This is a genomic window from Halopenitus persicus, from assembly GCF_900107205.1.
GTDB classification, from domain to species: Archaea; Halobacteriota; Halobacteria; order Halobacteriales; family Haloferacaceae; genus Halopenitus; species Halopenitus persicus.
The window spans coordinates 31344-44534 of sequence record NZ_FNPC01000008.1; the positions used below are offsets into that span (position 1 = coordinate 31344).

Below are 13191 nucleotides of genomic sequence, written 5' to 3' on the forward strand. Positions count from 1 at the left end.
AAACTACCGATCAGTGACGGTCCGAATCGGGCGACCGGACGACGACGGGAGGATCCAGCCGATCGGCGATGATGAACCGACCCAACCAAGCGATGACGGGACGAGGAGGCCGACCGAATGCGGCCCATCGCCGGCTCCCGAGCGTTAATGTATGGGCGGATCCAACACGGCGCACGCGATATGTACGAGGAGTTCGCGAGCACGCTCGCCGCCACGATGTGGGGCGATTACGACGAGACGCCGAGCCGGACGACCGACACGCCGACGATCACGGACGTCGACACGCTGGTGATCGACGGCAACTTCCCGTGGACGATCGTCACGATCGAGACCGACGCCGGAATACGGGGGATCGGGGAGGCGTATCCGGCGCCGGGCGTCCACGAGATCATCACCGACTATCTCCGGCCGGTTCTCGTCGGTGAAACCCCGCTCGACGTCGAGCGTCTCTACCATCTGATGCGCGAGAGCCTCTCCGGGCGAGGGTCCCAGCAGGGGATCGGAACCACGGCGATAAGCGGCGTCGAGCTCGCGCTGTGGGACGCGGCAGGCAAAGCTCTCGAGCAGCCCGTCTATCAGCTCCTCGGCGGCAAGATGCGGGAACAGGTCCGGATCTACGCCGACTGCCACGCCGGGGATTCGATGGTCGAGGCGGCCGACGAGGGGCAGCCAACCGACGTCTACCGTCCCGAAGCCTACGCCGAGGCGGCGCGGGAGGCGGTCGATGAGGGTTACGACCTGATCAAATTCGATCTCGACGTGCCGTCCGGCGGGGAGATCCAGCGGAAATCGCGGCACCTCACCGAGGCGGAGATCGACCACAAACGGGCGCTCGTCGCGGCGGTCGCGGAGGCGGTCGGCGACGAGGCGGAGTACGCCTTCGACCTCCACTGGAACTTCGCCCCGGAGTCGGCGCGGCGACTCTGTGCCGCGGTCGCCGAGTACGACCCGATCTGGATCGAGGACCCGGTGCCGCCCGAGAACACCGAGGCGATGGCGGCGCTGGCCGAGCGCGTCGACGTGCCGATCCTCACGGGCGAGAATCGATACGGCCGGCACGGCTTCCGCGACCTCCTCGAATCGGGCGCGGTCGACTTCGCCGCGCCGGACGTCCCGAAGACCGGCGGGATCGCCGAGTCGAAGCGGATCGCAGAGCTGGCGGACACGCGGTACTGCGCGCTGACGCCGCACAACATCGGCAGCCCGGTCGCGACGATGGCCGGCGTGCACGTCGGCGCCGCGGTCCCGAACTTCCTGGCGCTTGAGTTCCACGCCCGCGAGGTGCCCTGGTGGGACGACCTGATCGAGCGCGAGAAGCCCCTCATTCGAAACGGCCGGATCACCGTTCCGGACGATCCCGGGCTCGGGATCGAGCTGGATTGGGACGTCGTCGAGGCGCACCGGAAGCGGTGACTCGGGGCGGGAGCCAGGACCGATCGGGCCGTCGGACCGGGACCGATCGGGTCGTCGAACCGGGACCGACACCGAAACGCTTTATCGGGGCTCGGCCGAGGATAGACGATATGCGAAACGATCACGCGATAATCGACCGCCTCACGGAACGCGACATCACGACGGTCTTCGGCATTCCGGGGAAACAGACGCTCCCGTTGAACGACGTGATCAGCGGCCGGGACGACGTCCGGTTCGTGATGGCGCGCCACGAGACGAACGTCACCCACCAGGCGTGGGGCTACGCGGAATCGAGCGGCGAGACGGCCGCCACGGTCGTCATCCCCGGCCCGGGCGATATGAACGCGATGAACGGGCTGAAGAACGCGCTGAACGACTGTACGCCGCTGGTCCACATCGCGGTCGAGACCGAACCCGAGGTCCGCGGCGGCGACGGGATCCACGAGACGCCGCCGGACACCTACGACAACGTCGTCAAGGAGAACGTCACGGTGGAGACGCCCCAGAGCGTGGTCGCGGAGCTGGACCGGGCGATCACGATCGCCGAAACGCCGCCGATGGGGCCGGTTCGGGTGGGGATCCCGAAGAACTTCATCCCGGTGGAGACCGAGCCGGCGGCCGTGGAACCGGCCGAGCCGGCTGCCCCGCCGGAACCGCCGACGGAGGCGGTCGAGCGCGCGGCCGACCTGCTGGCCGGGGCCGAGGCGCCGGCGATCGTCGCGGGCGGCGGCGTGCGGGCGGCGAACGCCAGCGAGCGGCTTCGGTCGCTCGCGGAGGCGATCGGCGCCCCGGTGGCGACGACCTACAAGGGGAAGGCGACGATGCCCGAGGACCACCCGCTGTTCGCGGGAACGCTGTGCGGCGGGACGAGTCCGGAGCTGCGGGCGTGTCTGGAGTCGTCGGACGCGCTGCTGGCGGTCGGCAGCGACTTCGACGCGGTCTGGACCCAACACTGGTCCTACGAGTTCCCGGCCGACCTGATCCACGTCACCCTCCATCCCTCGGACGTCGGAACCGGCTACGACCCGCGGGTCGCGGTCGTCGCCGACGCGGACCGAACGCTCGCGGCGATCGAGACCGCGCTGGCGAACCGGTCGGTGACGGAGCCGAGCGAGGCCGGGGCGAACCGCGCCGCGGCGGTGCGGAGGGCGGACGCCGAACGAACCGCCGAGCTCCGAACCGCCACGGACGCGCCGCTACCGAGCGTGAGCGCGCTCGCGGCGTTGCGCGAGGCGTTGCCTCGGGAGACGATCGTCACCGCGGACGCCGGCGGGTCGCGCGTCTGGGCGGTCGTGACGTTCCCGGCGTACGACCCGCGCGATTACGTCAATCCCGGCTCCTGGGCGTCGATGGGGCTCGCGGTCCCGGCGGCGGTCGGGGCCGCGGTCGCCAACCCGGACCAGCCGGTCGCGGTCCTCATCGGCGAGGGTGGGCTGTTGATGTGCCTCGAGGAGCTGCACACGATCGCCGCGGAGGACCTCGACGTGACGGTGTTCGTGTTCAACAACGACGACTACGGGATCATCAGCGAGGAGGCCGAGCGAAGCTACGACCTCGAGTCGAGCGCGTACGGCTGGTCGGACGCGCCGCTCGACTGCGCCCGGATCGCCGAGGGGATGGGCCTGGACGTCGACCGCGCCGAGACGCCGGACGGGATCCGCGAGGCGGCCAGCGCGGCGGTCGGAAGCGGGCCGACGCTCGTGGAGATCCCCACCGATCCCGACGAGCCACAGGCGGGCGAGTTCATGACGCGGTGAGAAGCCACGTCGGGGATCCACCTCACGGAGGTCCACCTCCCGGATCGCGGCGGAGCGACGTGTCGGCCGACGTGGCCGACACCAGTACGTATTTGTGGGAGAGTCGACCACGGTAGCTCGTATGTCGACCCCACCGACGGTGCTCGTGATGCACGAGGCGCCGCACGACCGGTCCGTCGAGGAGCTGTGGACGGCGATCGAGTCACACGACGAGAGGATAGATCTGCGGCGGGCGCGCAGCTACGCCGAGACGGAACGGCAGATCCCGGAGGCGGAGATCGTGGTCACGCGGGCGCTCGACGACGACCTCCTGGAGGCGGCGACCGAGCTGGAGTGGGTGCAGGCGCTCAACGCGGGCGTCGACCACTACAACCTCGACCGAATGCGCGACCGGGACATCATCCTGACCAACGCCTCGGGGGTGCACACGATCCCGGCCGCCGAGCAGGTCCTCGGAACGATGCTCCTGTTCGAGCGGAACCTCCTGGAGGGGATCCGCCGCCACCAGCGGCGTGAGTGGCGCCACTTCAGCGGCGGCGAGCTCCACGGCTCGACCGTCGGGGTGATCGGCGTCGGGGAGATCGGCGGCGGGATCGCCGACCGGGCCTCGGCGTTCGGGATGGAGACCCTGGGACTGCGCCGCAACCCGGAGCGGGGACACGACTCGGTCGACGAGATGTTCGGCCCGGACGAGCTCGACGCGCTGCTCGCACGGTCGAAGTACGTGGTCCTCAGCTGCCCGCTGACCGAGGACACGCGTGGACTCCTGGACGCGAGGGCGTTCGAGTCGATGCGCTCGGACGCGGTCGTGGTCAACGTCGCGCGCGGCGAGGTGGTCGACGAGGACGCGCTGGTGACCGCGCTGCGCGGCGGCGAGATCGGCGGCGCCGCGCTCGACGTCCAGGCGACCGAGCCGCTGCCGGAGGACTCGCCGCTGTGGACGCTCTCGAACGTGCTGGTCACGCCACACATGGCCGGTTCCTCGCCGAAGTACCTCGACCGATGTGCCGACATCTTCCTGTCGAACTACGAGCGCTACCGGCACGGCGAGTACGACGCGTTCGAGAACAGGGTGTTGTAGGCGTCGAGAACGGGCGCGCTTACGCAAGAGATCGACTCCGACGCGCCCTAGCGGGCGTTCGTACAGTCCGTAAACTGCGATTCGGCGTCTCGTCCCGACTATCGATCCGACGGGTAGACCAGCGAGTCGCCCGTGTCGTCATCGAACAGGTGACACTTCTGCAGGTCGAACTGGAGGCTGATCCGGTCGCCGCGCTGGAGGTTCGTGTTCGGTTCGACGATGGCCTGGTACTCGACGCCGTCGTTCTCGAGGGTGAGGAAGAAGTCCGACCCCATCTCCTCGACGACCACGACCTCGGCGGTGGCGTGGTCCTCGGCGGTCGCGTCCTCGTCGAGCCCCTCGACGCTGATGTCCTCGGGGCGGATGCCGAACTCGGCCGCGAAGGTGCCGCCGCGGCCGATCCGGTCGTGCATCCACTCGGGGTACGGGAGCGTGAACGCGTCGGTCCGGATCTCGCCCGCGTCGACGTCCACCTCCGCATCGAAGAAGTTCATCTGCGGGCTGCCGATGAAGCCGCCGACGAAGGAGTTCACCGGCTGGTCGTACACCTGCTGTGGCGGCGCGACCTGCTGAACCTCGCCCTCGTCCATCACGACGATGCGGTCGCCGAGGGTCATCGCCTCGGCCTGGTCGTGGGTGACGTAGATGGACGTCTTGCCGATCTGGTTGTGGAGCCTGTTCAGCTCGGTCCGCATATGGACGCGCAGCTTGGCGTCCAGGTTCGAGAGCGGCTCGTCGAACAGGAAGACGCGCGGCTCGCGAACGATCGCGCGCCCGAGCGCGACGCGCTGCTGTTGGCCGCCCGAGAGGTCCTTCGGCTGCCGGTCGAGGAGCTCGGTGATCTCAAGCAGCTCCGCGCTCTCGCGAACCCGGCGGTCGCGCTCGTCCTTCGGCATCCCGCGGACCTTCAGCGGGTACTCCATGTTCTCCGAGACGCTCATGTGCGGATAGAGCGCGTACGTCTGGAACACCATCGCGACGTCCCGCTCGCGGGGGGCCTGTCCCTCGACGTTCTCGCCGTCGATGACGATCTGGCCCTCGGTTATCTCCTCGAGGCCGGCGATCGAGCGGAGCGTGGTCGTCTTGCCACAGCCGCTCGGGCCGACGAACACGAGGAACTCGCCGTCGGCGATGTCGATGTTCATGTCGTCGACCGCGACGACCGAATCGTCGCCGTCGTCGTACACCTTGGTCAGGCCGTCGATCTCCAGGTACGCGTCGTCCGTGGCGTCGGGTGCTGTCGTGGTCATGTGTTGGGTGTCATCGGTCGTCGTGTCCTCGTCGGCGGGTGGGGCTTGTTGCTTGCTCATTGGTGGATCGTGTCGGTGAATCTGTGACTTCGTTTGGTATCAGTACACATAATGGTTCGGGCTTTCGCTCGAGCTATCCCTTCACGGCGCCGGCGGTGAGGCCGCTGACGATGTATCGCTGGAAGAGGACGACGAACAGCAGCGCGGGCAGCATCGCGATGAAGCCGCCGGCCGCCAGGTAGTTCCACAGCACGACGACGTCCTCGATCATCATCATCGCGCCGACGGGGATCGTCTTCGCGCTGGTGGTGAACGTCAACGCGAACGCGAAGAGGAACTCCCGCCAGGAGAACAGGAACGTCAGGATCGCGACCGCGGCGACGCCGGGCTTCGCCAGCGGCAGGATGACGTCCTTGAACGTCTGGAACCGGGTGGCGCCGTCGATGTAGGACGCCTCGTCCAGGTCGGCCGGGATCGAGATGAAGTAGTTCCGCATCAGCCAGATCGCCAGCGGGAGGTTCATGTAGGTGTAAACCACCACGAGCGCGATCCGGGTGTCGATCAGGTTCAGCTGACCGAAGAGCCGGTAGAACGGCACGAGCATCCCGATCGGCGGGAGAAGTCGCGCTCCGAGAATGCCGATGAAGACGTAGTCGTCGTAGGGAAACCGGAACCGCGAGAACCCGTAGCCGGCCAGGGTCCCGAAGGTGACGACGATCGCCGTCGTCACGAGGGCGACGATGAGGCTGTTGAACGTGAACATGTCGAAGGACCGCTGGGTCAACAGATGCACGTAGTTCAGCCAGATCGGGTCGACCAGTTCCGACGCGTCGGGAACGAGGGACGGCGGGAACGCGTGGATCCCGTCCAGAGTCTTGAGGCTGGAGATGAACGTCCAGTAGATCGGGAAGGTAAAGTACAGCACCATCGTCGAGAGGATGGCGACGACGGTGTACTTGCTCGTCAGGAACTCCCCGATCGATTGATTGATCCGGTACCAGCGATCCGTGTCGATGAGTTTGTCTGAGGTAGCCATTGTCTTATGCGGTATCGAGTGCGTCTTCCTGGACCTGGAGCACGTAGAACGTGATGAACACCATCGTCATGGCGATCATCAACACCGAGAGTGCGGCGGCGTAGCCGACGTCACCCTGGTTGATCCCGGCCTGGTAGATGTACGTCGCCAGGACGCGCGTGGAGTTCGCCGGGCCGCCGCCGGTCAACGCGAAGACGACCGAGAACGTCCGGAACGCGAACATACACATAATGACCAGCGCGATCGCGGCCTGCGGCTTGAGGTGCGGGATGGTGATGTCGCGGAACTTCTGGAAGAAGTTCGCGCCGTCGACCCGTGCCGCCTCGTAGAGGTCCTCCGGGATCGTCTGGAGCCCGGCCAACAGCAGGATCGTCGCGAACGGGGCGCGCGCCCACGCGTCGACGACGACGACGGAGAGGAACGCCAGCGTCGGGTCAGTCACGAAGCCGATCTGTTCGGTGACGATCCCGAGCTGGACGAGCAACGCGTTGACGATGCCGTAATCGGAGTGGAGCATGAACCGCCAGATGAGGCCGGTCACGACCAGCGGCACCGCCCACGCCAGAAGGATGAGGACGGTGAACGTGCTCCGGATGCGCTTGGAGGCGACCTGGTTGATCGCCAGCGCCGCGGTGAGTCCCAAGACGAACGCCAGGGAAACGGACCCGATCACGTACATCACCGAGTGGCGCAACGAGAGGTAGAACATCGGATCCTGGAAGATCGCGATGTAGTTTTCGAGACCGACGAAGACGTCGGGCCCCCACGTGCGGGCCTCGTGGACGCTCGACCACAGCAGGTAGCTTGACGGGAGCAACACCAGCGTGCCCAACACCAGAAGCGGCGGCGTGAGCACGAAGAACATGAAGTGATCGTTGATGAACTCTCTGATCGGACCGATCTCGCCGTCCTCCCGACTGGAGGAGCGGCCGAAACCGGCGCGGACGGAGTCTAGCAGGTTTTCTGAAGCCATACGAGTGTGTCAATCATTGGTTTGCATTTAGTTGTTTATGATCGATGGCTGCCGAGTCGCTCGCGACGCGAACGACGGCAGAATCGTGTTCCGACGGGCGCAGGCGGTCCGGCGGCCCGACGGAACGGTCGGACGTGGCGGTGCAACGAGACTGGTGATCACGATGCCGGCCGTTCTACTGTCCCATGATCTCGTCGATGTCCGATTGCGCCGAGTCGAGCGCCTCCTGAGCGGACAGCTGCCCGAGCCACGCCTCCTGGAGGTGCGTCACGAGGACGTCGAACGTCTCGATCTGGTTGGGCCACAGCTCGACGCGCGCGGTCTCGCCGATCTCGCGGGCCGTTTCCTTGAAGTTCGCGTCGGCCAGCAGTTCGTGGTCCCACGCGGCCGTGTTCGACGGGTAGTTCCCCTCCTGGTCGTACTCCTGGGCGCTCGCGATCGCGCTGCGACCGCCGTCCATGTATATCATTCCGGCGCGCTTCTTTGCCGGCGGCGCGAACCGGTTGATGGCGAGGAAGTCGGTGTTCATATAGCTCACGTGCTCGCCGTTCTCCCCGCGCGGCAGGAGCGCGGCGTCGTACTGGTCGGTATCCTCGCCCCACTCCTCGAGCGCCAGCGCCATAATGCCGAGTCCGCCGCCGAACCCGGCGAGGTTGCCGCCGAGGAAGAGGTCGGCGGGACCACCCTCGCCGTACTGCATCACGTCGGGCAGGAGGCCGTCGGCGATCATCTGGCTCTGCCACTCGAGGGTGGCGACGCCGGCGTCGGTGTTGAACTTGACCGACCCGTCGTCCTGAACCACGCTGCCGCCGCGTGACCACATCTGTCGGAGCCAGGGGTAAATGGGGTACCGGTTGCCGCTGCCGTACCAGACCCAGCCGTGGTAGTCGCCGCTTGCGGAGGTCGCCTCCTCACACACCTCGCGGACGTCGGCCCACGTCGCGCCGTCGTAGAAGTCGGCGGGGAAGCCGAGCTCCTCGAGCACCGTGGGGTTGTAGTTGAGTCCGTGGGCCTCGGAGATGGCGGTGCTCATATACGTGTGGTCGCCGTCCAGCGACCGGTCGACGTCCGTCGTCATCGCGCTCTGGAAGTACGGCGGGAACGTTTCGTACGCCTCCTCCGGCCAAAGCTCGTCGACGGGTTCGAGCCACCCCTCGGTGAGGAAGTCCATAAAGAACTCCTGGGAGATCTGCATCAGCGCCGGACTCTCCGACTGCGAGGAGAGCAGGGTGCGCATCTGCGAGACGGCGTCGGACGACGGCACCGTGACCGGCGTCGAGGTGATCCCCGTCTTCTCCTGGAAGAGGTCCTCGTACCAGCCGGTCGCGGGGTCGTTCTCCATCCCGCCCAGGTTCATCCGCTCGATCTCGCTTGCGACCTCGCCGTCGTCGTACTCCGGCGGGACCCAGTCCTCGCCGTTAATGCGGTCGAGCACCGGGTCGGGCGCGTTGACGTCGAGGCTCCAGTCGCCGAGCGTTCCCGACGGGCCGCTCGCTCCGCCGCCGTTTCCGTTCCCGCCGCCGTTCCCATTGCCGCCACCGTTCCCGTTGCCGCCGCCGTTTCCGTTCCCGCCGCCGTTCCCGTTGCCGCCGCCGTTTCCGCCGAGGCAGCCGGACAGCGTGACTGCGCCGCCAGCGGTCGCGATCTTGATGACGTTACGCCGTGTTAGTCTGCGATCTGATGGCATACACCCAGGCAATCATATTCCTACATTATTAAACTTTCTATACACCAGTCGTTATTGACACTTCCACCCGGCCGATCGAGGACGGGAATGGGCGGCGATATCGCAACCGAAATTTACCTATACGAGGCCGCGGATCGTCTCCACGGATGCCACCGACCTACGAGAACTACGTTGACGGAGCGTGGACCGGTTCAAGCACGGGCGAGACGTTCGCGGTCCGGAATCCCGCCGATACCGACGAGGTAGTCGCGCGGTTCCAGGCCTCGGGACGCGCGGACCTCGACGCGGCAGTCGAGGCTGCCGTGGACGCGCAAGCGGAGTGGGCGAACACGCCCGGTCCGGAGCGGGGGGCCGTGCTGAAACGTGCCGGCGAGGTGCTCGAGCGCCGCCGGGACGAGGCCACCGAGACCCTCGTCCGCGAGGAGGGGAAGACACGCAGCGAGGCCGGCGGCGAGGTCGGGCGCGCGATCGACATCTTCCACTACTACGCCGAGAAGGCCCGCGAACTCGGCGGGATCGAGAAGGCGGCCAGCGGGCCGAACACGGACCTGTCCACGAAGCGGGAGCCGCTTGGGACGGTCGGGCTCATCACGCCCTGGAACTACCCGATCGCGATCCCGGCCTGGAAGCTCGCGCCCGCGCTGGCGACCGGGAACACGGTCGTCCACAAGCCGGCGTCGGCGGCGCCGAACGTCTCGCGGATCATCTACGAGTGTCTCGCGGAGGCCGGCCTCCCCGACGGCGTCGCGAACATGGTCACCGGATCCGGCAGCGAGATCGGCGCCCCGCTGGCCGACCACGAGGCGGTCGACGCGGTCTCGTTCACCGGGAGCACGGCGGTCGGAACCGCGGTGGCGCAGTCGGCGGCGGACGACCTGAAGCGCGTCCAGTGTGAGATGGGCGGCAAGAATCCCACCGTCGTGATGCCCAGCGCGGACGTCGACGAGGCCACCGAGATCGTCGGCGTCGGCGCCTTCGGCACCACGGGCCAGTCCTGTACCGCATGCTCGCGGGCGATCGTTCACGAGGACGTCTACGACGAGTTCCTCGAGTCGATCGTCGCGTACGCGGAGGACCTCACGGTCGCGGACGGGTTCGAGGATCCGGACATGGGCCCGCACGTCTCCGAGAGCGAGCTCGAGTCGACGCTTGAGTACGTCGCGGTGGGGAAGGAGGACGGCGCGACCCTCGAGACGGGCGGCAGCGAGCTCACCGGCGAGGGATACGACGACGGCCACTTCGTCGAGCCGACCGTCTTCTCCGGGGTGACCTCGGACATGCGGATCGCCCAGGAGGAGATCTTCGGCCCGGTCCTCTCCGTGATGAAGGTCAGCAGCTTCGAGGAGGCGGTCGCGGTCGCCAACGACGTCGACTACGGCCTCTCCGCGAGCGTCGTGACGCAGGACCTCTCGGAGGCCCACGAGTTCGTCGACGCCGTCGAAGCCGGCGTCGTCAAGGTGAACGAGAAGACGACCGGGGTCGAGCTCCACGTCCCGTTCGGGGGGTACAAGGACTCCTCGACGAACACCTACCGCGAGCAGGGCGACGCGGGGATCGACTTCTTCACCGCGACGAAGACCGTCTACCTGAACTACTGACGTCGCGGCGGGACAATAGTTTTATATCAGTCGGTCCTCGAACCGATGCTATGGGATCAGCAGCCGAGCAGGTGCAGGACCGCCTCCGCGGGGTGGCGGTCGGGCTCCTGACGCCGTTCGACGAGACGAATCAGATCGTACACGACGGGATCCGCGAGAACGCGACGCGAATATACGACGCCGGGATCCGGACGTTCCTGGCGGCGGCCAACATCAGCGAGTACCACTCCCTCTCGCGGGACGAGCGGGTCGCCGTCGTCGAGACCGCCGTCGACGCGCTGCCCGACGACGCCTGCGTGCTGGCGGGGGTCGGCGGGAGCACGTCGAACGCCCGGGATCTGATCCGCGCGTACGACGACGTCGGCGCCGACGCGATGATGATCATGCCGCCGGACCACACGTATCTCCACGAACGCGGCCTGCTGGAGTATTACGAGAAGCTGGACGAGACCAGCGACCGACCGCTCGTGCCGTACGTTCGCGGGTTCGACCCGTCGGTGGAGTACCTCCGGGATCTCACGCGGATCGACGGCGTGGCCGGGATCAAGTACGCGCTGCCGGACCCGATCAAGCTGGGCGCGGGCGTGGCCGCGGGCGCGGACGACGTCGTTTGGGTCGACGGGCTGGCCGAGCCGTACGCCGTCTCGTTCTGGGCGGAAGGCGCCGAGGGCTTCTCGGCGGGCGTCAGCAACTTCCGGCCGGAGGTCGGGCTCGAGCTCTTCGAGGCCCTCTCGGCCGGCGACTGGGAGCGTGCCCGCGCACTCCGGAACGCCTGTCTCCCGTATCAGGACTTCCGTGACGAGACGGGGGAGGACAACCAGATCGACGGCGCGATCAGCATCGCGGCGGTCAAGAAGGGGCTGGACCTGGCCGGATTGCACGGCGGCTCGGTCCGGGAACCGATCCGCCCGCTCACGGCGGCGGACGAGCGACGGGCCGAGGAGCTCTACGAGCAGCTCGACCGCGACATCGACCGGCTTCTCGAACGCGAACCGCCGGCAGCGAGCGAGCAGTAAACGACCACGACGGAACGGCAACCGGGACGCGGAGACGGGGATGCGGCACGAACCGCGACCGAAACCACGGACGGGAAGCGCTCAGGAGAACTTCGTGTTGAGCTCGATGATGTTCGCGGCGCGTTGGACGCTGTCGGCGAGCTCGCCGTGAAGCCGCTCGTCGGTGACCCGGCTCGACGGCCCGGAAACGCTGATCGCGCCGAGGACCGTCTCGTCGCTCGTGACCGGCGCGGCGACGCATCGGAGCCCCTCGATGTTCTCCTCGTCGTCGGTGGCGTATCCGCGTTCGGCGACCCGGTCGAGCTCCTCGCGGAGCTCCTCCGGAGAGGTGATCGTGTTCGGCGTCTTTGGGGTGAACTCGATCGACTGCACGATCTCGTCGGTTCGATCGTTCGGGAGGTGCGTGAGGATCGATTTGCCGAGTGCCGTGGAGTACATCGGCTGCTGCATACCGACGTGTGAGACGGTCTCGACGGCCTGCTCGCCGGTCGCCTTGTACAGGTAGGACACCATTCCGTGTTCCTCAATGCCGAACTGGCTGATCTCGCTGGTCTCGGCCGCGAGACTATCGGCCTCGCTTTTGATGACCTCGTAGTTGCCGATCTGGCTGCGGACCGTCTCGGCCATATCGAGAACCTTGAGGCTGAGCCGATAGCCGTCGTCCTCCTTGACCAGCAGTTTGCGGTCCTCGAGCGTCCGGAGATGGCTATGGACGGTGCTCTTCGAGTGGCCGAGCTCCTCGGCGATCTCCGTGACGGTCGTGTGGTCCTGCCGCTGGAGGACCTCGATGATGCTGAACGCTATTTCGACCGACTGTATCCGGCGACCGTGTGGCTCCTCCGATGGGGCATCCATATCGGGACCCTGCCTCTCCAGACCCATAAATATGTTCCCGCATCGGGAACCAAAATCGGGACGCCGGAGATCGGCTGAAACCGGCCGCAAGTCGGTATTTGAGGGATCCGCGGAGCGAACCGGACGCGGCGTGCGCCGAGGTGCGGACCGATTCAGCGGCGGAACGAATCGCGTTTCCGGTTCTAACGTTCCCTGCTCGCGAACGAATCGGATAAAACGGCTGAGGGAACGTTTCAGTCAACTTGAGCCCGTCTCCAGCCGTATCATCGACCCTGATCGAAGCGGAATCGGGAGCACATAACCGAAACTCGGGGGTGGTGTTACATATCTACTTTTGTAAGCCAAACGGACGGAACGCGCCGACGATCGGCCGTGGTTCGCGACGGGGGAATCCAAGTTCGGCGTCCAAAGGGAAACGACGAGCGGATCGAACGGCGGTCACGCTCGATCGGAGGCGATCGGGTCGAGGAGCGAGAACGACCGTCCCTCGGAAACGCCGACGAGTGAATATGTGTTTTGGTTATC

General features: G+C 66.8%; 10 protein-coding genes. 5 read left to right on the forward strand and 5 right to left on the reverse strand.

The genetic code is table 11. The features are described from left to right. Nucleotides 1-180: 180 nt before the first annotated feature. From BLV25_RS12700 to BLV25_RS12710, 3 genes are all read left to right on the forward strand, one after another. Nucleotides 181-1413, forward strand: coding sequence for a mandelate racemase/muconate lactonizing enzyme family protein (locus tag BLV25_RS12700; RefSeq protein ID WP_092733909.1), 1233 nt, complete (start codon nucleotides 181-183; stop codon nucleotides 1411-1413). Between the two features lie 110 nt (nucleotides 1414-1523). Then, a complete protein-coding gene (locus BLV25_RS12705; RefSeq protein WP_092733912.1) occupies nucleotides 1524-3170 on the forward strand; it encodes a thiamine pyrophosphate-binding protein in 1647 nt (548 codons plus the stop codon). A 121-nt stretch (nucleotides 3171-3291) separates the two neighbouring features. Beyond that, nucleotides 3292-4251, forward strand: coding sequence for a D-2-hydroxyacid dehydrogenase (locus BLV25_RS12710; RefSeq protein WP_092733915.1), 960 nt, complete (start codon nucleotides 3292-3294; stop codon nucleotides 4249-4251). A 98-nt stretch (nucleotides 4252-4349) separates the two neighbouring features. On the opposite strand, the gene BLV25_RS12715 is transcribed toward BLV25_RS12710, so the two are convergent. The 4 genes from BLV25_RS12715 to BLV25_RS12730 all read right to left on the reverse strand — a co-directional run bounded on the left by BLV25_RS12715 (nucleotide 4350) and on the right by BLV25_RS12730 (nucleotide 9197). Next, nucleotides 4350-5501: an ABC transporter ATP-binding protein gene (locus tag BLV25_RS12715; RefSeq protein WP_092734108.1), complete on the reverse strand. Its 1152-nt coding sequence runs from the start codon at nucleotides 5499-5501 to the stop codon at nucleotides 4350-4352. A gap of 133 nt (nucleotides 5502-5634) precedes the next feature. Next, nucleotides 5635-6537, reverse strand: a complete 903-nt coding sequence (locus BLV25_RS12720; RefSeq protein WP_092733919.1) for a carbohydrate ABC transporter permease — start codon at nucleotides 6535-6537, stop codon at nucleotides 5635-5637. 4 nt (nucleotides 6538-6541) lie between these two features. Continuing rightward, entirely contained in the window at nucleotides 6542-7510 is a 969-nt protein-coding gene (locus tag BLV25_RS12725; RefSeq protein ID WP_092733922.1) for a carbohydrate ABC transporter permease, read from the reverse strand. A gap of 175 nt (nucleotides 7511-7685) precedes the next feature. Then, a complete protein-coding gene (locus BLV25_RS12730) occupies nucleotides 7686-9197 on the reverse strand; it encodes an ABC transporter substrate-binding protein (protein ID WP_092733925.1) in 1512 nt (503 codons plus the stop codon). Between the two features lie 146 nt (nucleotides 9198-9343). Between BLV25_RS12730 and xacF the strand changes: the two genes are divergently transcribed. Together xacF and BLV25_RS12740 are read left to right on the forward strand one after the other, a co-directional pair. After that, nucleotides 9344-10795, forward strand: a complete 1452-nt coding sequence (gene xacF, locus BLV25_RS12735) for a 2,5-dioxovalerate dehydrogenase (protein ID WP_092733928.1) — start codon at nucleotides 9344-9346, stop codon at nucleotides 10793-10795. 50 nt (nucleotides 10796-10845) lie between these two features. After that, nucleotides 10846-11811 (forward strand): dihydrodipicolinate synthase family protein, encoded by a 966-nt coding sequence (locus BLV25_RS12740; protein WP_092733931.1) that lies wholly within the window; start codon nucleotides 10846-10848, stop codon nucleotides 11809-11811. A gap of 81 nt (nucleotides 11812-11892) precedes the next feature. Here BLV25_RS12740 and BLV25_RS12745 read toward each other — a convergent pair whose 3' ends face one another. Then, nucleotides 11893-12666 carry an IclR family transcriptional regulator gene (locus BLV25_RS12745; RefSeq protein ID WP_092733934.1) on the reverse strand — a complete coding sequence of 258 codons (774 nt, stop codon included), beginning with the start codon at nucleotides 12664-12666 and terminating at the stop codon, nucleotides 11893-11895. Nucleotides 12667-13191: the final 525 nt, after the last annotated feature.